Source organism: Roseateles sp. PN1 (assembly GCF_038419725.1).
Classification (GTDB): Bacteria; Pseudomonadota; Gammaproteobacteria; order Burkholderiales; family Burkholderiaceae_C; genus Paucibacter_A.
Genome location: NZ_JBCARA010000005.1, coordinates 230,212 through 251,270 on the forward strand (window position 1 = coordinate 230,212; position 21,059 = coordinate 251,270).

At 65.4% G+C, this 21,059-nt stretch carries 18 protein-coding genes; 10 read left to right on the plus strand and 8 right to left on the minus strand.

Annotation, left to right across the window (positions count from 1 at the left end):
• Positions 1-31 precede the first annotated feature (31 nt).
• Together AABB87_RS10355 and AABB87_RS10360 are read right to left on the minus strand one after the other, a co-directional pair.
• A complete protein-coding gene (locus AABB87_RS10355; RefSeq protein WP_341971159.1) occupies positions 32-1,126 on the minus strand; it encodes a hypothetical protein in 1,095 nt (364 codons plus the stop codon).
• 59 nt (positions 1,127-1,185) lie between these two features.
• On the minus strand, positions 1,186-1,914 hold the full coding sequence (locus tag AABB87_RS10360) for a peptidylprolyl isomerase (protein WP_341971160.1): 729 nt from the start codon (positions 1,912-1,914) through the stop codon (positions 1,186-1,188).
• 208 nt (positions 1,915-2,122) lie between these two features.
• Between AABB87_RS10360 and AABB87_RS10365 the strand changes: the two genes are divergently transcribed.
• Positions 2,123-2,593 (plus strand): FKBP-type peptidyl-prolyl cis-trans isomerase, encoded by a 471-nt coding sequence (locus AABB87_RS10365; protein WP_341971161.1) that lies wholly within the window; start codon positions 2,123-2,125, stop codon positions 2,591-2,593.
• 50 nt (positions 2,594-2,643) lie between these two features.
• On the opposite strand, the gene panC is transcribed toward AABB87_RS10365, so the two are convergent.
• Together panC and panB are read right to left on the minus strand one after the other, a co-directional pair.
• The gene (panC, locus tag AABB87_RS10370) at positions 2,644-3,486 is read right to left on the minus strand and encodes a pantoate--beta-alanine ligase (protein WP_341971162.1); all 843 of its coding nucleotides are present in this window, start codon (positions 3,484-3,486) and stop codon (positions 2,644-2,646) included.
• A 51-nt stretch (positions 3,487-3,537) separates the two neighbouring features.
• Positions 3,538-4,344: a 3-methyl-2-oxobutanoate hydroxymethyltransferase gene (panB, locus tag AABB87_RS10375; protein WP_058722473.1), complete on the minus strand. Its 807-nt coding sequence runs from the start codon at positions 4,342-4,344 to the stop codon at positions 3,538-3,540.
• Positions 4,345-4,513: 169 nt separating this feature from the next.
• Here panB and AABB87_RS10380 point away from each other — a divergent pair, with 169 nt between their 5' ends.
• From AABB87_RS10380 to AABB87_RS10395, 4 genes are all read left to right on the plus strand, one after another.
• Positions 4,514-5,440: a LysR substrate-binding domain-containing protein gene (locus AABB87_RS10380; RefSeq protein ID WP_058721485.1), complete on the plus strand. Its 927-nt coding sequence runs from the start codon at positions 4,514-4,516 to the stop codon at positions 5,438-5,440.
• Complete coding sequence (locus tag AABB87_RS10385) at positions 5,437-7,689, plus strand: GAF domain-containing protein (protein WP_341971163.1); 2,253 nt, start codon at positions 5,437-5,439, stop codon at positions 7,687-7,689. The genes AABB87_RS10380 and AABB87_RS10385 overlap by 4 nt, the downstream gene beginning before the upstream one ends.
• 2 nt (positions 7,690-7,691) lie before the next feature.
• The gene (locus AABB87_RS10390; RefSeq protein WP_341971164.1) at positions 7,692-8,288 is read left to right on the plus strand and encodes a sensor histidine kinase; all 597 of its coding nucleotides are present in this window, start codon (positions 7,692-7,694) and stop codon (positions 8,286-8,288) included.
• Between the two features lie 125 nt (positions 8,289-8,413).
• The gene (locus tag AABB87_RS10395; RefSeq protein WP_341971165.1) at positions 8,414-9,310 is read left to right on the plus strand and encodes a bifunctional transcriptional activator/DNA repair enzyme AdaA; all 897 of its coding nucleotides are present in this window, start codon (positions 8,414-8,416) and stop codon (positions 9,308-9,310) included.
• Between the two features lie 8 nt (positions 9,311-9,318).
• Here the strand turns inward: AABB87_RS10395 and AABB87_RS10400 are convergent, their stop codons facing one another.
• Together AABB87_RS10400 and AABB87_RS10405 are read right to left on the minus strand one after the other, a co-directional pair.
• A complete protein-coding gene (locus tag AABB87_RS10400; RefSeq protein ID WP_341971166.1) occupies positions 9,319-10,311 on the minus strand; it encodes a substrate-binding domain-containing protein in 993 nt (330 codons plus the stop codon).
• Positions 10,312-10,336: 25 nt separating this feature from the next.
• The gene (locus tag AABB87_RS10405) at positions 10,337-12,007 is read right to left on the minus strand and encodes an ATP-binding protein (RefSeq protein WP_341971167.1); all 1,671 of its coding nucleotides are present in this window, start codon (positions 12,005-12,007) and stop codon (positions 10,337-10,339) included.
• Between the two features lie 284 nt (positions 12,008-12,291).
• On the opposite strand from AABB87_RS10405, the gene AABB87_RS10410 reads away from it, so the two are divergent.
• Positions 12,292-12,957 (plus strand): flavin reductase family protein, encoded by a 666-nt coding sequence (locus tag AABB87_RS10410; protein WP_341971168.1) that lies wholly within the window; start codon positions 12,292-12,294, stop codon positions 12,955-12,957.
• A gap of 21 nt (positions 12,958-12,978) precedes the next feature.
• On the opposite strand, the gene AABB87_RS10415 is transcribed toward AABB87_RS10410, so the two are convergent.
• Entirely contained in the window at positions 12,979-13,326 is a 348-nt protein-coding gene (locus tag AABB87_RS10415; protein ID WP_341971169.1) for a DUF4148 domain-containing protein, read from the minus strand.
• 402 nt (positions 13,327-13,728) lie between these two features.
• Here AABB87_RS10415 and katG point away from each other — a divergent pair, with 402 nt between their 5' ends.
• A complete protein-coding gene (gene katG, locus AABB87_RS10420; protein ID WP_341971170.1) occupies positions 13,729-15,927 on the plus strand; it encodes a catalase/peroxidase HPI in 2,199 nt (732 codons plus the stop codon).
• Positions 15,928-16,099: 172 nt separating this feature from the next.
• Here katG and AABB87_RS10425 read toward each other — a convergent pair whose 3' ends face one another.
• The gene (locus AABB87_RS10425; protein ID WP_341971171.1) at positions 16,100-16,753 is read right to left on the minus strand and encodes a LysE family translocator; all 654 of its coding nucleotides are present in this window, start codon (positions 16,751-16,753) and stop codon (positions 16,100-16,102) included.
• A 121-nt stretch (positions 16,754-16,874) separates the two neighbouring features.
• Between AABB87_RS10425 and AABB87_RS10430 the strand changes: the two genes are divergently transcribed.
• The 3 genes from AABB87_RS10430 (at position 16,875) to AABB87_RS10440 (ending at position 21,054) form a co-directional block, all read left to right on the plus strand.
• Positions 16,875-17,849: a helix-turn-helix transcriptional regulator gene (locus AABB87_RS10430; protein WP_341971172.1), complete on the plus strand. Its 975-nt coding sequence runs from the start codon at positions 16,875-16,877 to the stop codon at positions 17,847-17,849.
• Between the two features lie 130 nt (positions 17,850-17,979).
• The gene (locus AABB87_RS10435; RefSeq protein WP_058721478.1) at positions 17,980-18,498 is read left to right on the plus strand and encodes a Dps family protein; all 519 of its coding nucleotides are present in this window, start codon (positions 17,980-17,982) and stop codon (positions 18,496-18,498) included.
• Between the two features lie 354 nt (positions 18,499-18,852).
• Positions 18,853-21,054 (plus strand): TonB-dependent hemoglobin/transferrin/lactoferrin family receptor, encoded by a 2,202-nt coding sequence (locus tag AABB87_RS10440; RefSeq protein WP_341971173.1) that lies wholly within the window; start codon positions 18,853-18,855, stop codon positions 21,052-21,054.
• Positions 21,055-21,059: the final 5 nt, after the last annotated feature.

Consider the following 21,059-nt stretch of genomic DNA (forward strand, 5'->3'; position numbering starts at 1 on the left):
GCGGCGCTCTTTTTCGCTTCTTGTTTTTTCATCACATCAACACCTCGCTGGCCACCGCCACCCACACCGCCCAACACAAGAGCCAGCGCGCGGCACGCAGCTCTGCACCGCCGCCATCAAAGGCAATCGCCAGCGTCGGCGCCAGCAAGCCCAGCAGCATGAACAGCGGCGTGGCACGCGGCGCCAAGACCCAGGGCCCGACCATCAACAAGCCGGCCAGGGCCAGCCAAGCCAAGACGGCGGGCAAGAGACTCAGCACGGCCAAGCGCCAGGCCCAGGACACATCGGCAACAGGCAGCAACTGGCTGGCCAGGCGCAGCGGGCCGTAGCAACGCTCGGCCAGACTGTGCAGACGCGCCGTCCAGCCCATCACCATCAAAGTGAACAAGGCCAAGGCCCAGGAGGCCTGTTGCGGCCAATGCCAGGCCAGCAACAAGCTCAAGCCAGGCAAGAGCAGCGCCAGCAGCCAGGCCCACAACACCGCCCGCGCCGGGCCGCGCCACAGCGGCAGCCACAGCAGGCTGAACCAGGGTGAGCGCTTGGCGAGCAAGGGTTGGGGCGAAGCCGAGCTAGCGTCGGCAGCAGCCCTGCTCGGGGTTCGGCGGGCCGGCACGACCGGGCGGCGCCGCTGCCAATGCAGAGCCAGCACGCCCAAGGCGCTGGAGATGATCAACGAGGAGGCAAAGCCGGCCAGCACACCCAGCCACAGGCCCTGCATCCAGGCGGGGCTGTCGCGCCGCCAAGCCAGCATGGAAATGAGATTGAGCAGCAGCCAGGGCGCTTGCGCCAAGGCCAGCACGGCCAAGTCGGCGGCTAGGCGCTGGCGCCCACTCAGCGGCAGGCTGGCCTCGGCCGGCAACCAGCGCGCGGGCAGCAGTTGCTCGCGCAGCGCCCAACACAGCAGGGCGGCAGGCATGGCGTGGGCAGCGATGGCCAGCAGCGCCAGGCCCGCGCCTTTCGGCGCTTGCTGCACCGCCCAGAACAAGGGCAAGGCCGGCCAGCCGATCAAGGTGGTGAAAAACGGGCCCAGCACCATGGCCACCACCAGCACAAAGCCGGACCAGCGGCGCAGCAAGGCGCGCAACTCGGCAGCGCTGCCGCTCAGGCGCATAGCCGTCAAGCTCACGGGCCGCTGCTGCTGCAGTTTTTGCTGTTGCAGCGATGGCGGCCCGCTTCGGTTCCTCATTACTTCAGGCGTTGCACCCAATAGATCAACACTTCTTGTTGTGGCTGGAGATCGGTATCACTGTAGCGGTAAGTGGGCACCGCATTGATGGCCTGCACCGTGGCCATGCCGGAGATGACGCGGCCGAAGACGGTGTAACCGGGTTGGGCCGCGTTCTTGTAGTCAAGCCCAGGGTTGTCGACCACATTGATGAAGAACTGGTTGGTGGCGCTATTGGGGTCGCCGCGCCGCGCCATCGCCAAGGTGCCGGGCAGATTGGCCAGGCCGTTATTGCTTTCAGACACGATGGGCGCGTAGGCCGGGAAGCGCTCCACCATGCCACTGGTGTAGGCCCCGCCCTGGATCACGAAGTCGCGATCCACCCGGTGGAACAAGGTGTTGCTGTAGGCGCCATCGGCCACATAGCGCAGGAAGTTGTTGACCGTCACCGGCGCGTAGGGCGTGTAAAGCTCAAACACGATTTCGCCGCTGCTGGTCAGCATGCACACGGTGGCATAGCTGCTTTGCGCCGACTTGGCCAGGCCTTCGCTGCTGCAGCTCAGAGTATTGGGTCGGGGGTTCGGGTTGGGTGTGGGCAAAGGCAGGCGGTCATGATCACCGCCATCTCCACCGCCGCCGCAGGCGCTCAGCAAGAGGCTGCTCAGCACGAGGGCCGCGGCCGTGAGCGCGCGGGTGCCAAAAGCACGGCGATGGTTGAGATTGCGGTCAGTACAAAGATCGGTACGCATGCTTGAAAACTCCCTGTTGACAGAGCTTTCAACGCCGCAGCGTGATCAGGGGATGACAGGTCTTGTGCGAATGGCGCCTGGGAAGTGCGGCGGGTGAAACAAGCCAGCCAACAAATGCGCGCAAAATCGCGGCCTTCGATCCGCCAAGGGCTTGATTGTTTTTTGCCCTCGTCTTCACTTTCAATACAACAAAGTTTGCCCACTCATCATGATCAAGCCTTTTTTCCGTGCCTCGAACTTGGCTGCCACCGTCCTCGTCGCGACCCTGGGCCTCAGCGCCTGCGGCGGTGGCAATGACTCGGGCAGCTCAACAGACAGCGCAGGCTGGGCCTCCGTCACCGCACTCAAGACGAACGACACCGCGGTCGGCACCGGCGCAACAGCCGTCGGCGGCAGCGTGCTGACGGTGCACTACACCGGCTGGCTGTATGACCAAAAGGCCGCCGATCTGCGCGGCGCCAAGTTCGACAGCTCGGTGGGCGGCAACCCCTTTGGCTTCACCCTGGGCGTGTCTTCGGTGATTCAAGGCTGGCAGCTGGGCATCCTGGGCATGAAGGCGGGCGGCAAGCGCACCCTGATCATCCCGGCCAGCATGGCCTATGGCACGGCAGGCGCCGGCAATGTGATTCCGCCCAATGCGGCACTGGTGTTCGATGTGGAACTGCTGACGGTCAAGTAAAGCAGCATCAGCAGCGGCAGGCCCCGATCGGGGCCCGCACTGCGCGGCCCTCAGCCCTCGATGTTGTCGATCAGCCGGGTCGCGCCCAGCTTGGCCGCCGCCAGGGCAACCACAGGCTGGCCCGCTTGCGCCGGGCCCAAATCATGCTGGCGGCGCAGGCAGACATAGTCCGGCTGCCAGCCGTGGGCGCGCAGATGCGCCATCGCCTCGGCTTCCAGCAGGCTCAGGTCTTGCTCGCCCGCGGCCCAACGCGCCAACATGGCTTTGAGCGTGCGGCTCAGGCGCAAGGCTTCCGCGCGCTCAAGCTCGCTGAGATAGCCGTTGCGCGATGACAGGGCCAGGCCTTCAGCGCTGCGGGTGGTTTCGCCACCGATGATCTGAATCGGCAGCGCCATCTGCGCCACCATGCGGCGCAGCACCATCAACTGCTGATAGTCCTTCTTGCCGAACAGGGCGATGGAGGGCCGCACGATATTGAAGAGCTTGGCCACCACCGTGCACACGCCGGTGAAAAAGCCGGGGCGGAACTCGCCTTCAAGAATGTCGGCCAACTCGGTCGGCGGCTGCACCTTGTAGCCCTGCGGCTCGGGGTAGAGCTCGCGCTCGTCGGGCGCAAACACCACGTCACAACCCGCGGCTTGCAGCAGTTCGCAATCACGCGCCAGGGTGCGCGGATAGCGGTCAAAGTCCTCGTGCGGCGCGAATTGCAGGCGGTTGACGAAGATGCTGGCCACCACCAGGCCGCCGCTGCCTTGCGCATCGAGCGCGGCGCGGGCTTGGCGAATCAGGGTCAGATGGCCCTCATGCAAATTGCCCATGGTGGGCACAAAAGCGCGGCGCGGGTCGGCGGCCAATGCCTGGCGCAGGCCGGCGATGTCGTGAATCAGTTGCATGAAAAAACGAGAAGAGAAAAGGGACAGCCAGATTGAGAACTTATCCGTCAATCAATAGCTGTGCAGGTCATTCTGCGGGAAGGTCTGCATCTTGACCTCGGCCACATAGCGCGCCACGGCGTCTTGCACCGAGGCCGCGCCGGCCATGAAGTTCTTGACGAAGCGCGGCCGGCGGCCGGGCGTGATGTTGAGCATGTCGTGCAGCACCAGCACCTGGCCGGAGCAGCCCACACCGGCACCGATGCCGATGACGGGGATGTTCAAGGTCTGGGTCAGATCGGCGGCCAGGCCGGCCGGCACCATCTCCAGCACCAGCATTTGCGCGCCGGCCTCGGCCAGTTCGATGGCCTGGCGCTTAAGCAGCGCGGCGGCGGCATCGTCGCGGCCCTGCACCTTGAAGCCGCCCAGCATGGTGGCGGTCTGCGGCGTCAGGCCCAGATGGGCGCAGACCGGAATGCCGCGCTCGACGATGAACTTGACCACCGGCGCGGTCCAGCCACCGCCTTCGAGCTTGACCATATGCGCGCCGGCCTTGACCAGCGCGGCGGCGCTTTTCCAGGCTTCTTGTGGGCTGGCCTGATAGCTGTCGAAGGGCAGATCGCCGATCACCCAGGCGTTCTTGCGGCCACGCACCACACAGCGGGTGTGATAAACCATGTCTTCCAGGCTCACCGGCACCGTGCTGGTCTGGCCTTGCAGCACATTGCCCAGCGAGTCGCCGACCAAGAGCACGTCCACGCCCGCCTCATCCTGCAGCGTGGCGAAGGCGGCGTCGTAGCAGGTCAGCATGGCGATTTTTTCGCCGCTGGCGTGCATGTCCAACAGGCGCTGGATGCTGATGGGTTTGCGTTCGGTCATGATGGCACCTGAGCGTTGAAAGAAAAGCTGGGCCGGCAATTGAAAGTCCCATGCCAGCGGCCCGAAGTGTAGCTGTGTGCCCCGATGTCATGCGGCAAGCACGGCTTGCACTTCGCCCCTGACAATATAGGCTTTGCCTGCGCCAGCTGCCCAGCAGAAAGCCGAACCCATGACCCTGACCGAGTTGCGTTACATCGTCGCCGTGGCCCGCGAGCGGCATTTCGGCCGTGCCGCCGAAGCCTGCTTTGTGTCGCAGCCCACTTTGAGCGTGGCGATCAAGAAGCTGGAAGAAGAGCTGGATGTGAAGATCTTCGAGCGCGGCGCGGCCGAGGTCTCGGTCACCGCCCTGGGCGCGGACATCGTGCGCCAGGCCCAGTCGGTGCTGGAGCAAGCCCATGCCATCAAAGAAATCGCCAAGCGCGGCCAAGATCCCCTGGCCGGTGAGTTGCGCCTGGGCCTGATCCACACCATCGGCCCCTATCTGTTGCCCGAGCTGGTCAAGCGGGTGATTGAAGACTACCCGCAGATGCCGCTGATGCTGCAGGAGAACTTCACCGTGCGCCTGCTCGATATGCTGCGCACCGGCGAGCTGGACTGCGCCATCCTGGCCGAGCCCTTCCCCGACACCGGCCTGGCCGTGGCGCCGCTGTATGACGAGGACTTCATGGTCGCCGTGCCCGCCAAGCACCCCTTGGCCCAGTGCAGCAGCATCAGCACCCAGGAGCTCAAGCAAGAAACCATGTTGCTGCTGGGCGCCGGCCACTGCTTCCGCGATCAGGTGTTGGAGGTCTGCCCGGAATTCGCACGCTTTTCCAGCGACGCCGAAGGCATACGCAAAAGCTTCGAAGGCAGCTCGCTGGAAACCATCAAACACATGGTCGCCTCGGGCATGGGCGTGACCGTGGTGCCGGCCATGTCGGTGCCCAAGCAGCGCCAAGAGCTGGATCATCTGCGCTTCATTCCCTTCGCCGCGCCCGTGCCCACCCGCCGGGTGGTGCTGGCCTGGCGCAAGACCTTTACCCGCTACGAGGCCATTGCCGCCTTGCGCAATGCCGTCTACGGCTGCGAGCTGGCCGGGGTGACGCGCCTGTCATGAGGCAGGCGCCGGCCTTCTTTGCCTTGAACGCCGAGGTCGAGGCCTTGGCGGAAGAAGTCGCCGGCCTGCCCTCGCCGCAACGGCTGCCGGCGCAAACGCGGCTGGCCTGGCTTTTGCGCGAACGCGACTGCGGCCGCGCCCTCGCCCTGGCCCAGCAGGTCGAGCAAGCGCTGAGCCCAGCGGCCTGCGCGGCCCTGCCGCCCGAGCTGCTCGCTTCGCTGCGCTGGCGCCTGCAACTGACCGGCATTGAAGTCCGCCGACTGCGCGGTGAGCCGGCCCAAGACAAGGCCCTGGCCACACTGATTCTTCAACAAGCCGAGGCGGCGGCCGACTGGATTTCGGCTGCCGATGCCTGCTGGATTTTGGCGCTGTTGAGCCCAGCCGACGGCGATATGGTCCGCTGCGACCTGGTCGGCCACGGCTTCGAGCTGGCGCGGCGCGCCGGCGACCTTGATCGGCAATGGCTGCTGGAATGCAGCCAAGCCCGCTACGCCGGCTTGACGGACCGCTACGCCGCCGAGGCCCGCTGGGGCGACCGTTTTGAGCACATCGACGCCGCGCTCGCGCCCGCATCGCGGCCCCTGATTGAGCTCTACGGCGCTTACCGGGTCATGCGCGCCAGCAAGCTGAGCGAAGCGATCCAACGTTTTTCGGCCCTGATCGAGCCCCTCAAGGACGCCGGCCATATCAGCGAGGCCATCACCGCCCAGGTCAATCTGGGACATTCCTTCAATGAATTGAATGCCCCGGAAGCGGCGCTGGAGTGGACCGAGCGCGCCCTGGATATGGCGCGCGGCCAGGGCTGGCGCAACAGCACCGGCAACTGCCTGATGCTCTTGGGCGATACGCTGCGCCGGCTCGGCCAACTGGACTTGGCTCAGCAGCATTTGACCGAGGCGCTGCAATGCTTTTCCAACCAAGCGCAAGCGCGCAATTACGCGCTGGGCTTGAGTTATCTGGGCCGTTTGGCGCTCGATCAAACGCGGGCGCAAGAGGCCACCGGCTACTTTGCGCGCCTGCAGGCCCTGGGGGGATTCGTCGATTTGCAAATGGTCGCGCTGCGCGGCCAAGCCCAGGCCATGCTGCAACTGGAACAGTTAGATGAGGCCGAGCGCTTTGCACAGCAGGCTTTGCAGTTGGCGGCATCGCGCGGCGCGGGTGAACTGGAGGTGGAGCTGGGCCTGCTGCTGGCACGCATCGCGCAGCGTCAAGCAGCCGATCCGCAAGGCCTGGCGCTGCAATACCTGGAACGCGCCCGCGAGCGCGCCAAGTCGATCGCCGGCTACCAGGACGGGGCCGATCTGCTCAATGCCCTGGCCATCGCCTATGCCGATGCAGGGCGCTACCAGGAGGCCTTTGAGGCCAGCCAACTGGCGGCCAGTTCGCGTGCCCAGACGCTGGGCCGCGAGGCTGACAAGCGCCTGGCCTCGATCCAGTTGCGCAATTTGAGCGAGAGTGCGCGCGCCCAGGCCGACTACCTGGGCCAGTTGGCCGAGGCCGAGCGACAAAAAGCCCAGCTGATGCAGCGCAATAGCGACACGCTGGAGAAGCTCGGCCTGATCGGCCAGGAGCTGACCCGCCAACTCGACCTGAACTCGATCTTCTCGGCGCTCAGCCAGCACATCCCCTCCTTGCTGGATGCCCGCTCGTTCGAAATCTATCTGCTTGACGCCGAGGGCCAGGGTCTGAACTCGGTGTTCGGTTTCGAGGGCGGCGCACGTCTGCCGCCCGACCATATTCCACTGAACGATTCGGCTTCGAATGCAGCGCGCTGCGCGCTCGAACGCAGCGAACTGTCGGTGCAACTGGCGGCCGACGGCAGCGACCCCAGTCAGGTCCCCGGCACCATGCGCACCCTCAGCGCGCTGTTTGCGCCGCTGTTGATCGGGGATCGTCTGCTTGGCGTGGTGACGGTGCAGTCGCCACTGGCCGATGCTTACGGCGAGCATGAGCGGATGATTTTTCGCACCCTGAATGCCTACACCGCCATCGCACTGGACAACGCCAACGCCTACCAGCGCCTGCAGCAGGCGCAAAGCCAGCTGATTGCCCAGGAGAAGCTGGCCGCCCTGGGTGCGCTGGTGGCCGGCATTGCGCATGAGCTGAACACCCCGCTGGGCAACAGCCTGCTGATGGCCAGCACGCTGGAACAAAGAACGGCCGAGGTGGAGCGCGCCGCCGTAGCCAATACCTTGCGCCGCAGCGAGTTGGCGGACTTTTTGACGAAGCGCGCTCGATGGCGCGGCTGATCATGCGAGGCCTGGAGACCGCCGCACGCCTGATCACCAGCTTCAAGCAGGTGGCGGTCGACCAGACGGTGGAGCAGCGCCGCGACTTTGATCTGGCCGGTATGTGCGAGCAGCTCGTCGCCACCTTGCACGCCAGCATCCGCAAGCAGGGGCACCAGATCACGCTGGACATCCCGGCCGGCATCTTGATGAACAGCTTTCCCGGCCCCTTTGGCCAGGTCTTGAGCAATCTGATCAACAACGCCATGCTGCACGGCTTCGGGGAAGGGCGCGGCGGCCAGATGCATTTGAGCGCCCAGCTGCTGAAGGATGGACGCGTTGAGTTGCGCTTCGCGGACGATGGGCTGGGCATCAGCACGGCCCATGCCAAGCGCATCTTCGAGCCCTTCTTCACGACCAAGTTCGGCCAGGGCGGCAGCGGCTTGGGCCTCTCAATCAGCCACAACATCGTGAGCTCCCTGCTGGGCGGCAGCCTGACGCTGGAGCCCAAGCCGGGGCCAGGCGCTTGCTTTGTAGTGAACCTGCCCTTGCAGGCGCCACAGGGGGTGGACGGCGGGGCGGCGCAAGAATCGGGTGGGCAGAACGGCAGCGCAATTTGACAATGCGCTCATTCGCAGCTTCAGCCCCTTGCCATGCGCCTCAGTCGATTTGAATTTCAAAGCCGTGCCGCTGAGCCGTCTGCCCGGCTGCTTGCGCGCGACCTTGCCGCCCGGCAATGCCCACCATGCCAGCAGGTAGCGCCGCGATGAATGCGCGCTATCAACGTATTCGCGCCGCCATTGAGCGGCTCGCCGCGGCCGAGCAGGCGCCGCCGCTGCAAGCGCTGGCCGACGAGGCCGGACAGAGCCCGTTTCACTTCCAGCGCAGCTTCGTCAGCATGGCCGGCGTGACGCCCAAGGAGTTCAGCCAGGCGCTGGCCCTGCAGCGCGCCAAGCAAAGCCTGGCGCAGGCCGACTCGGTGATGGAAGCGGCGCTGGCGGCAGGGCTGTCCGGGCCTTCGCGCTTGCATGACCTGTTCATCGGCCTGGACGGCATGACGCCGGGTGATTTCAAAAACGGTGGCGCCGGTCTTACGCTGCAATGGGCCTGTGCTGACACCGTGCTGGGGCCCATCTGGCTGGCCGCGAGTGAGCGTGGCGTGATGCGCCTGGTCTTCATGGGCGACGCCTCAGCAGCCGAGCTGATCGAGCGCGAGGCCGCCGCTGCCCTGCCCCAGGCCAGCTGGCGTGAAGCGCATAAGGAGCTGGCACCCCTGACCGCCGAGGTGCAGCGCCGGCTCGGCGGTCAGGGCGCGCGCCTGCCCCTGGGCCTCTTGATGAGCGGCACGCCGCTGCGCCTGAAGGTGTGGCAAGCCCTGCTGGCCATACCCGAGGGTCAGGTCTTGTCCTACAGCCAGCTGGCCCGTCTGGCCGGCGCGCCGCAGGCGGTGCGGGCAGTGGCCAGCTGCGTGGCGGCCAACCCGATTGCCTATCTGATCCCCTGCCACCGGGTGATTCGCGCCAATGCCGACTTTGGCGAATACCGCTGGGGGCCGCAGACCAAGCGCGCGCTGCTGGGGCTGGAACTGGCGCGAGGCGCCGCCTCTGGTTTTGCGATAAGTGCCGAGCATTCGCTGGCTTGAGCAAAGCCTTACGGGCCGGCCTGACCGAAGACGGTTTTCTGCGCCGTCGGCAACCATTCCTCAATATTGCGGCTGGTCGCGATCAGCACAGGCACCAGAATCTGCTTGGCCGGCAGCTGCCCGGCGCGCCCGGCCAACAAAGCCTCGGCCGCACGGCTGCCCATCAGCAAGGGCTGCTGCATGCCTACCGCCAACAAGGCCTTGCTCTTGAGCAGGTCGACGAACTCCGGAATGCCATCAAAAGAGCCCACCAGCAAATCATTGCCCCGCTTGGCCTCGCGTACCGCCTGCAGCGCGCCCAGGGTGGGCTGATCCACCTCGACAAACAGGCCGCGCAGCTTGGGGAACTGGATCAGCATCTCTTTGACGAAACCATGCGTCTCCTCGGTGGAATAGCTCTTCATCTGCCGCAGCGCCACCTCTTTGCCAAAGCCCGCTTCGCGCATCGCGTCACGAAAGCCATTGGTGCGGTCTTGGCCGTTTTTGCGATCCAGGGCGATGGTGCAAAGCCCGTATTCACCGCCTTGCCAGCCGCGCTCCTTCATCGCCTGGGCCATCACCACGCCGACGCCAAAAGCGCCCTTGTAGTTATCGGACTTGATGTAGGACAGATACTCGCCGCCATTGGTGCCAATGTCGGCCACCACCGCGGGCACCTTGGCCCGGCTGGCCAGCTCCAACACATCCAGCGCCGACTTGCTGCTGGTCGGCGACAGCACGATGCCGGCCGCCCCGCGCGCCAACACGGCGCGCGCATTCTGCAATTGCTGCGCATCACTGTTGCGGCTGTCCAGCGCCTCGAAAGCGAAGCCCTGCGGCTCCACCACCGTCTGCACGCCCCGCCCCAGCATGCGCCAGAAGGGCAGATCCAGGCCCGGCGTCAGATAGGCCACCAGCGGCGCCGGCGCGGCCTGCAGCGGCCAGGGCGCCAGCGCCGCCATGCTGCTGCCGTAGATCAGTTGACGCAAACAGTCGCGGCGCGAGGCACTGGGCTCAGACATGGCGAACTCTCCCTTGTTCACTGACTCAAGACGCCTGGGGGCTGGATTGACCGTCAGGCGCCCCGCTGGCAACCTCGCGCGGCAGGCTCATCAAGACCGTGGTGCCCTGGCCTCGCTGACTGACGATGCGTATCTTGCCACCCAATATGCCGGTGACGATATTGAATGCGATGTGCAAACCCAGGCCCGAGCCGCCGCGACCGAAGGTGGTCGTGAAGAAGGGCTCAAACACATGCTTCAAATGCTCTTCCGGGATGCCGCAACCGTCATCCCTGACGCTCAGCTCGACTTGATCGGCGCCCAAGCTGCGCGCGCTGATACTGATTTGCCCCTGCTCACGCCCCTCAAAAGCATGCAGCATCGCGTTATTGATCAGATGGCCCAGCACCTGACCGAGGGGGCCGGGGAAGCTGAGCATTTGCAAGTCATGAGGCAGTTCGGCGAGCAGGCTGCACCTGGCCTTGCTCAAGGCGGGCTGCAAGGAGTTGCAGATTTCATTCACCACCTCGTGCAGCAAAAAGGGGCGGCGCTGCGAGCTTTCGCGGTCAGCCGCCACTTGTTTGAAGCTGCTGATCAGGTCAGCGGCCCGGCCCAGATTGCGCAGCACGATCTCGCTTGCGGTCTGCATCTCTGACACATAGTTGTTCATGGTCTTGCGGGCCAGCGGCTGGGCCAACTGCTCATGCAATTGGCGGGTCGCATCGGCCATGGTGCTGGCCGCCAGCAAGCCGTTGCCGATCGGCGTATTGAGCTCATGGGCCACGCCAGCCACCAGGGCGCCCAAGGCCGCCAGCTTTTCGCTGGCCACCAGGTCCGCCTGCATCTGGCTCATGGCGTCGAGGCTGCGCTGCAACTCGGCATTGGCGCAGCGCAGGGCATCGTCACGCTCGATCAAGCGCTTACGCATCACCTCCATACCGTGCAGCAAGCTGCTGCTGTCACTGCCTCGTAAGTGAATCGCCATCTGCATATCGCCCGCCGCGATGCGGCGTGCAATGTCCACCGCATATTCAGGCTCGCCGCCCAGGCGGCGCAGCAGGGAGCGGGTGATCAGCACCGTAACCAGCACGCTCAGCAGCAGGGCCATGCCTGAAAGCGCAAAGATCAGCCAGCGAGCTTCCAGGTAGTCTTGCTCGACATGACGGCTGGCCGCCAGCATCTGCGCCGCTTGGTGTTGGCTGAACTGCTCCAGCAAGGCGAAGTAGTCGGTTTGGTAGCCATGCAAATCAACGATCAGCAGATTGCGCGCCTCACTCAAGCGATGCTGGTTGAGCAGGCCGATGAAATCATCCTGATTGATGCTGTAAGCCGACTGCACCGTCTGCATGCGCCGAAGCAGATCGCGACCCAAGGGGTCTTCGACTTGCGCCGCCAGCGTCGCCAGGGCGGCCAGCATGCGTTGATTGGCTTCGGTGATTTCCGCCTGATGCTGAGCCAGGGCCGCGTCCTCGCTGAAGATCAGCGCATTGCGCATGGCCAGGGCGGCGATGCCGAGCTGGCTGTTCACCTCATTGACCAGGGCGGTCTTCGGGTATTCGCGCTGCAGGGCCTGCTTGGTGGTCTCGCTGAGCGTTTTCAGCTTGAGCACCGCCACCACACTCAGGCCCACCAAGAGCAGGATGATGGCGCCGTAGCTGAGTGCCAGACGCAGGCCGATGCCTATCCGAGGCCTGCGGGAAGAACGACGCTCGTTCACGATAGTGCAGGCCATCCGCTGGGCGATGCAAAGCTCAACAAGCTCTCCTCAGGCGCCTCCGCTGGGCCTTCACTTGCAGTCTACGCGCAAGCCCGCTCCACCATGCGCGGCCAGGGACTTCTGCCATGCACAGAAGGCCTCATTTGGGGGCTGCGCTGACGCCCACCTGCGCAGCCAGCGAGTGGAGCAATTACCCCGCCGGTGCAGAACGCAAGAATCGGGTGGCACCTGCGCGCGGGGCCGCCAACACTGCGGCTTTCTCAACCGCCATGCGAGGCCCTTGTATGACCAAGACCACCATCACGCCTGCTATCCATTATTGGGGCACGCCGGTGCTGCTGATCAGCACGCTGAACGAAGACGCTAGCGCCAATCTGGCCCCGATGTCCTCGGCCTGGTGGCTGGGCTGGAGCTGCATGCTGGGCCTGGATGCCAGCTCGAAAACAGTCGCAAACCTACGGCGCGAAGGCGAGTGCGTGCTCAATCTCGCCTCCACCCAGAATGCCGAGGCAGTCGACCGACTGGCGCTGTTGACCGGCAGCGCCCAGCTACCTGCCCACAAACGCATGCTGGACTATCGCTTTTGCGCCGACAAATTTGGCGCGGCTGGCCTCAGCGCCGAGGCCTCCACCCAGGTCGCGCCGCCGCGGGTGCGCGAATGCCAGGTGCAGTTGGAAGCGCAGGTGGTGGACATACGCCCTTTCGCGGCTCAAGACCCGCGCATGCCCGTGCCCGCCTGCATGGTGGAGCTGCGCTTGCTGGCCACCCATGTTGACCCCGCGCTGCTCGAATCACCCGGCTCGCACCGCATTGCACCGCAGCGCTGGCAGCCCCTGCTGATGAAGTTCCGCCAACTCTATGGCGATGGCGCCGAGGCGCTGCCGCAGGCCTCGCGCCTGGCCAGCGCCCACCCCGAAGAGGTTTATGCGCCCTGGAAGTTCATGGCATAAAGGGCAGCGCTGCGCCGAAGATTACTGGGGCCGCGCGGTCTTGACGGCGGCACTGGCCTGCTCTGTCTTGAGCGCTGCCAGGCGCCGCTCTTCACGCAGCTTGGCCTCGGCGCGGCGTTGGGTGGTGAAGGGGTCGACCTCGTTGTCGGCGGGCATCTGCCCTTCGGCGCGGGCTTTGACCAACTCGGCCACCACCTCGGCGCGGCTGCGCTCAGTCGATGGCGCCGAGGCTGCTGGCGTCGCCTGCACCGCTGGCTTGCTATCGGCCGCCTGTGCCGGGCCGCAGCCAGCCCAAGCCGCCGCGAGCAGCAGCGCAGCCGGGCGCAGGGATTGCAAAGAAAAACGCGTGAAAGTTGCAGTCTTGGACATGATTTGTCACTCCATCAAAAACAAGGTCCGCCCGGCTCGGACCCAAAGGATGGCAGCCGGGGCTCGAAGCCGATGTGGCTTCGCTGGGCTGCAATGTCGCGAATCGGGCCGGGGCGGCCCAGGCTTTTGCGACCAAGGCCGCACGGCGCGGCGCCAGGCAGCCTGATTGCGGCGCCAGTTGTGCGCTGGCCAAGCGCGGCCAAGCAATGTGGGATTGCGCGGCAAACCTTGTCTGATGAAGATATGACGTCGAGTTTATGTTTAGCTATCGACGAGTTTGATTCTATTAACTGGCGCTATTGATCCAGGCGCCCTAAGCTTGCAGCACTGTCAGCCCAGCTGGCCCCACAAGGCGACGCCTCCCTGCGATGGGCGGCGCTCAAAACCCAAGGAGAGATGCCCATGTCCACCGAAGCCAAGTGCCCTTTCAACCACAGCGCGGCCGCCGCCGCGAGCGCCGCTCAAGCCAAGTCCAGCCGCGACTGGTGGCCCAACCAGATGAAGCTGGGCGTGCTGCATCAGCATTCGGCGCTGTCCGATCCGCTTGACCCGGGCTTTGACTACGCCCAGGCCTTCAAGAGCCTGGACCTGGCCGCGCTCAAGCAAGACTTGCATGCGCTGATGACCGATTCCCAAGACTGGTGGCCGGCCGACTTCGGCCACTACGGCCCCCTGTTCGTGCGCATGGCCTGGCATAGCGCCGGCACCTACCGCACTGGGGACGGACGTGGCGGCGCCGGGGCCGGCCAGCAGCGCTTTGCGCCGCTCAATAGCTGGCCCGATAACGTCAACCTCGACAAGGCGCGCCGCCTGCTGTGGCCGATCAAGCAGAAGTACGGTCAGAAGATTTCCTGGGCCGATCTGATGATCCTCACGGGCAACGTCGCGCTGGAGTCCATGGGCTTCAAGACCTTCGGCTTTGCCGGTGGCCGCGCCGATGTGTGGGAGCCGCAGGAAGACGTCTACTGGGGTTCGGAAAGCACCTGGCTGAGCGACGACAAGCGCTACTCCGGCGCGCGTGATCTGGAGAACCCGCTGGCTGCCGTGCAGATGGGCCTGATCTATGTGAATCCGGAAGGCCCCGGCGGCAACCCTGACCCGCTGGCCGCTGCACATGACATCCGCGAAACCTTTGCCCGCATGGCCATGGATGACGAAGAAACCGTCGCCCTGATCGCCGGTGGCCACAGCTTCGGCAAGACCCATGGCGCGGCAGATGCCAAGCATGTGGGCGTTGACCCCGAGGCCGCCGACATGGCCCAGCAAGGCATGGGCTGGGTGAATAGCTACGGCAGCGGCAAGGGCTCGCACGCCATCGGCAGCGGCCTGGAAGTGACCTGGACCACCACCCCCACGGCCTGGAGCAATAACTTCTTCGAAAACCTGTTCGGCTACGAATGGGAGCTGAGCAAGAGCCCCGCCGGCGCCCACCAGTGGGTGGCCAAGAACGCCACGGCCAACACGCCCGACGCTTTTGACCCCGCCAAGCGCCACCTGCCCACCATGTTGACCACCGACTTGTCGCTGCGCGTGGACCCGGCTTACGAGAAGATCTCGCGCCGCTTCCTGGCCAACCCGGATCAGTTCGCCGACGCCTTTGCCCGCGCCTGGTTCAAGCTGACCCACCGCGATATGGGCCCGCGCAGCCGCTACCTGGGCCCGGACGTGCCGGCCGAAGAGTTGATCTGGCAAGACCCGATCCCCGCGCTCAACCATGCACTGATCGAGGCCAAGGACATCGCCGAACTCAAGGCCAAGATCGCTGCCTCAGGCCTGACCGTGGCGCAACTGGTCAGCACCGCCTGGGCCTCGGCCGCCACCTTCCGTGGTTCCGACAAGCGCGGCGGCGCCAATGGTGCGCGCATCCGCCTGGCACCGCAAAAGGATTGGGCCGTCAACCAACCCGCGCAATTGGCCGTGGTGCTGCAGACGCTGGAAGGCATTCAAAGCGCCTTCAATGTCAGCCAAGCCGCCAGCAAGAAGCAGGTATCTTTGGCCGATCTGATCGTGCTGGCCGGAGGCGTGGGCATTGAACTGGCCGCGCAAAAGGCGGGGCAAGCCTTGAGCGTGCCCTTCACGCCGGGCCGCATGGATGCTTCGCAGGCGCAGACCGATGTGGACGCCTTCGCCGTGCTGGAGCCGGTGGCCGACGGCTTCCGCAACTTCGTCAAGGCCCGCTACAGCGTGCCGGCGGAAGCCTTCCTGATCGACAAGGCCCAGCTGCTGGGCTTGAGCGCGCCGGAGTTGAGCGTGCTGGTCGGCGGCCTGCGGGTGCTGGGTGCCAATGTGGGCGCATCACCGCACGGCGTGTTCACGCAGCGGCCCGGCACGCTCAGCAATGACTTCTTCGTCAATCTGCTGGACATGAGCACCGAGTGGAAGGCCGTGTCGCCGGACCAAGAGCTGTTTGAAGGCCGTGATCGCAAGACCGGCGCCCTGCGCTGGAGCGCCACCCGCGCGGACTTGGTCTTCGGCTCCAACTCGCAGCTGCGCGCCGTGGCCGAGGTCTACGGCAGCAGCGATGCGCAAGCCAAGTTCGTCACTGACTTTGTGGCCGCCTGGACCAAGGTCATGAACCTGGACCGTTTCGACCTGGCCTAAGGTCAACGCATCGGGGCTGAGCTGCGGCTCAGCCCCGATGCATCCACCCCAAAAGGAGTACCCCATGTTCAACAAACCCCGCCACTTGCTCGGCCTGGCCATTCAGCTCTCAGGCAGCGCCCTGGGCGCGCAGTTCATCGTCGACTGGATGCGCCACAGCGCCAGCTGATGCTCAGGGCCACGCCCGCCACAGCGTGAACACAGCAGCCAGGATCAACACCAGGCCCACGCCACGCACCATCCAGCCCGCCGTGGCGCCACGCGGCCCCAGCCAATGGCGCGCCCCGGCTGCCGCAGCCGCCACCGCCCCGTAAACCACGATCTGGTTACCGGCAATGATGGCGGCCAGCAAGGCCGCTTGCGCCGCCACGCTGCGCTGCGTCACCTGCAAATAGGCCGGGAAGACCGCCAGCATGAAGGCATAGGCCTTGGGATTGAGCAAGCAGCTCATCATGCCGCGCATGAACACGCGCGGCATCGAGCCCAAGGCCGGCGGGGGCGCTGCCGCTGACGCCGCACTCGCGCCTTCATCGCCCCCCACGGGTGCACGCAACATGCCCCAGCCAATCCAGGCCATATAGACGCAGCCCGCCAGCAGTAGGGCCTGAAACGCGCCCGGCCACAGCATCAGCAAGGCCGCCAGCCCCAGCACATTGAGCAGCACATGCACAAAGCCGCCCGCCACCACGCCGGCCATAGCCACCAGCCCACCCCGCAGGCCGCCGGCCGTGGCGCTGCCGGCGATGAAGGCCATGTCCAGCCCTGGCAGGGCGATGATGCCCAGGGTCAAGGCGAAGAAGATCCACAAGCTGTTGGCGGTTTGCATGGCGGGGGTTGGCTGAGGTCAGCACGATGAATGGAAAGCGGCTCGCAGTCTAAGCATCAATCAGGACAGAATCCGCCCTATATCGATTTGTTCGGCTTGCGCCAAGCTTGCCCACGCCAGCATGCCCACTGACAACAAGAGCAAACCCACCAGCCGCGTGCTGGCCCTGCTGGAATTGCTGCAGTCCAAGCAACAAGTCAGCGGCGCCGAGCTGGCGCAGACCATGGGGGTGGACGCCCGCACGGTGCGCCGCTACATCGGCCACTTGCAGGCCCTGGGTGTGCCAGTGCAAGCGCGCCGGGGCTGCGACGGCGGCTACCAAGTCGGCCCCGGCCACAAGCTGCCACCGCTGATGTTCACGCAGGACGAAACCCTGGCCCTGGCAATGGGCTTGCGGGCGGCGCGCGAGCTGGGCCTGCACGGCATCCTGCCCGCCATTGCCAGCACCCAGGCCAAGCTGGAGCGCGTCAGCCCCAAGAATTTGCAAAAACGCCTGCGCGATGTCAGCGAGGTGGTGGCGATGGAGGCCCGAGATGGCCGCTCCGCCGCATTGCCGCGCAGCCAGGAGTTGCTGGCCCTGTCCGCCGCTGCGCGGGCGCAGCAGCGGGTGGAACTGCACTACCGCGCGCCCTCGGGCGAGGAAAGCGTGCGCGAGGTCGATGTCTACGGTTTGGCCTTCCGGGCCGGTGCCTGGTATGCCGTGGGCCACTGCCATCTGCGCCGCGCCTTGCGCTGCTTCCGGCTAGACCGGGTGGAAGCGGTGGAGGCCAAGCCCGCCAGCTTCTTGCGGCCCAAGGGCTTTGATGTGCTGGGCCATTTGGCCCAAGCGATTGCCGAGCTGCCGCGCACGCACAGCGTGCAGATGCGCTTGCACACCGACCTGGCCACGGCGCAGCGGCATATCGCCCCGGAGTTGGGGCGCTTGGACGGCAGCCGCGGTCCACTCAGCTTGCACGCGCAGATCGACGATCTTGCTGCGCTGGCCCGCGAGATCAGCCGCTGGCCCTTTGCCTGGCACGTCATCAAGCCAGCCGCCTTGCGGCGCGAGTTGCAAGAACTGGGCGAACGGCTGCAAAACCTGGCCGCGCATCCCTAGGAACCCAGGGGCCGGGCCTAGGTGGGCCAAGCGAGGAATATAGTCCCGCTTAGGATGACAGCCCTGAGTAGCCAGGGTCTGTCGCGAGCCGGCACCACATTCACTCAAACCCAACCAGGAGCAGCATCCCATGGCCAAGAAGGCAGCAACCAGCAAGGGCAAGAACATCGGCAGCAGCGCGATCAATATCGGCATCTCCGACAAGGACCGCGCCGCGGTCGCCAGCGGCCTGGCGCATTTGCTGGCCGACACCTACACCCTCTACCTGACCACGCACAACTTCCACTGGAATGTGACGGGGCCGATGTTCAACACCCTGCACACCATGTTCATGGCGCAGTACACCGAGCTGTGGAATGCGGTTGACCCGATTGCCGAACGCATCCGCAGCCTGGGCCATGTGGCGCCGGGTTCTTATGCACAGTTCGCGCAGCTGAGTTCGCTGTCCGACGCGCCCACCACGCCACCCAAGGCGCTGGAGATGGTGCGCATTCTGGTGGAAGGCCATGAGGCCGTGGCGCGCACCGCCCGCAAGCTCTTCCCCGCCGTGGAAAAAGCCGCCGATGAGCCCAGCGCCGACCTGCTCACCCAACGCCTGACGGTGCACGAGCAAACCGCCTGGATGCTGCGCAGCTTGCTGGAAGAGTAAGTACAGGCGAGGCCGCAGCGCAGGCTGCGCCCGCCAATCGGCCAAACCTGCGAGACCTGGCCCGCGCGAATTTTCAAGTGATCCACAAGGCCCCGGCTGTCTCAGCGCCGGGGCCTTTTCTTTGTGGCCACGGCATCGCAAGCCAACCGCGATCAACGATCACCCCGCCACCCCTCACAAATCTAAATGCGAATGATTCGCATGTACTGTGCTATGCTGCGAAGCAATGACGGGTGCCCTTGCGTTCAGCGCCGCTGAGCAAGCGGCTTTCCGGTCACCCTGATCCCTGCTTTCCTCTGCACCAGCCAGCCACTGTGAGCCAGCCCGTGTGTCATCACTTCGGACTGATTCCCTATGCTGCGCAAGACTCCCGTCGCGCTGGCGCTCGCTGCGCTATGCCTGCCCTTTAGCCCTTCGATCGGCTGGGCGCAAAACTCCACAAAGAATTCAGCACCAGCGCCCGACAGCAGTGTTGTGCTGAGTGAAGTCACCGTCAGCAGCACCCGCACCGAGCGCAGCACTGACGCAGTGCCGAACACGGTCAGCGTCTACGGCAAGAAAAAGCTGGCGCAGCGGGATGCCCGCGACCTCAAAGCCTTGCTGGATCAGGAGGTCGATCTGGCCGTGCGCGCGGCGTCACCGCGCTTCACAGCGGCAGGTGCGGCCACCGGCCGCGGCGGCAATGAGGGGCTCAATATCCGCGGCTTGGAAGGCAATCAGGTGCTGATGCTGGTGGACGGCATTCGCTTGCCGCAAAGCTTCAACTTCGGCGCGTTCTCCAGCGGCCGACTCGACTACACCGAGATGGACACCCTGGCCGGCGCCGAAGTGCTGCGCGGCCCCGCTTCGGCTCAATACGGCAGTGACGGCCTCGCCGGCGCGCTCAGCCTGCGCACCCTCAGCCCGGAAGACCTGCTGGTGAACGGCAAAACCACGGGCGGCTTTGCGCGCGCGAGCTGGTTGTCGGTCGATCGCTCCCTCGGGCTGTCCGGCGCGGTGGCCGGCCGCAGCGGCGACTGGACTGGCTTGCTCTTGCTGAGCAGCCGCAGCGGCCATGAAACCGAAAACCACGGCGATAACCAAGCCCCCAACAGCAGCCGCACCGCGGCCAACCCAGCCGATATCAGCAGCAAGAGCTGGCTGCTCAAGACCGGCTTGCGCATCAATGGCCAACACCAGGTGCAAGCCACCGCGGAAGGCCGGCGCCGCCAGGTGGACACCGATGTGCTCTCGGCACGCGCCGAAACCGTCAATGCCAAGGCACCCAGCGCCGTCGTCGATCTGCAAGCGCAAGACCGCTTGGAGCGGCAACGCTTTTCGCTGGAGCATCGCTTTGAGGACCTGAACGCCAGCTGGCTGCATGCCTTGAAGACCCAGTTCTATGTGCAAGACAGCGAGACCCGGCAATTTGCCAGCGAAGACCGCCACATCTCGCCCGACCGCACCCGATCGGGCCAATACCGCGAGCGTCTGCTCGGCCTGAGCAGCCAGGCCCAGACCCAGCTGCCCGGCCAAATGATCAGTTATGGCCTCGACCTGAGTCGCAACCACATCCAAGCGCTGCGTGACGGCACGGTGCCGCCCGCCGGCGAGACCTTCCCCAGCAAACCCTTCCCTGACACCGACTACACCCAACTGGGCGGCTTCGTTCAAAGCGAGCTGGCAGCGGGCAACTTCAGCTTGGTGCCCGGCCTGCGTTACGACAGCTATCGGCTGGCCCCCAAGCCCGAGGGCTACAGCGGCACGGCCGTGCGCCTCAGCGACCAGGCCCTGACGCCAAGGCTGGGCCTGGTCTGGCGCGCCACTGAGCAATTGCAGCCCTATGCCCAATGGGCCTTGGGCTTCCGCGCACCCGCGCCCGATCAGGTCAACAATGGCTTTGCCAATCCGGTCCACGGCTATATGAGCATCGGCAATCCCGAGCTCAAAGCCGAGCATGCCAACAGCCTGGAAGCCGGCCTGCGCGGCCAGCCGATCAGCGGCCTGCGTTGGCAACTCAGTGCCTACTACAACCGCTACAAAGACTTCATCAGCCAGCAAGTGGTGCGCGGCAGCGGCCGGCCGAACGATCCGCTGGTGTTCCAGTACATCAACTTGCAGCAAGCGCAGATTCGCGGCGCTGAGGCAAGGCTGATCTGGCAAGCCGCCCCGGGCTTGGAACTCAATGCCGCCATCGCCCACAGCCGCGGCGACAGCCAGGTCGACGGCGCCGACCGGCCACTCGACACGATTCAGCCCACCCGCGCCAGCCTCAGCGCCAAGTACGAAGTCGGCCCATGGAGCTTGCGCGCCAACTGGCTGCACAGCGCGGCCAAGCCAGCCTCACAAGTCAGCGATGCCAAGGCATTCTTGCCGCCAAGCTTCGACGTTGTTGATCTCGGCGCCTCGTATCGCATCAGCGCTGGCCTGAGCGCCAATGTCCTGATCACCAATCTGGGCGATCGCAAGTATTGGCAGTGGGCCGACGTGCGCGGCCTGGAAGCCAGCAACGCCGTGCTTGATGCCTACACCGCCCCCGGCCGGCAGGTGCAGCTCTCGCTGCGCGCCGACTTCTGATTCCC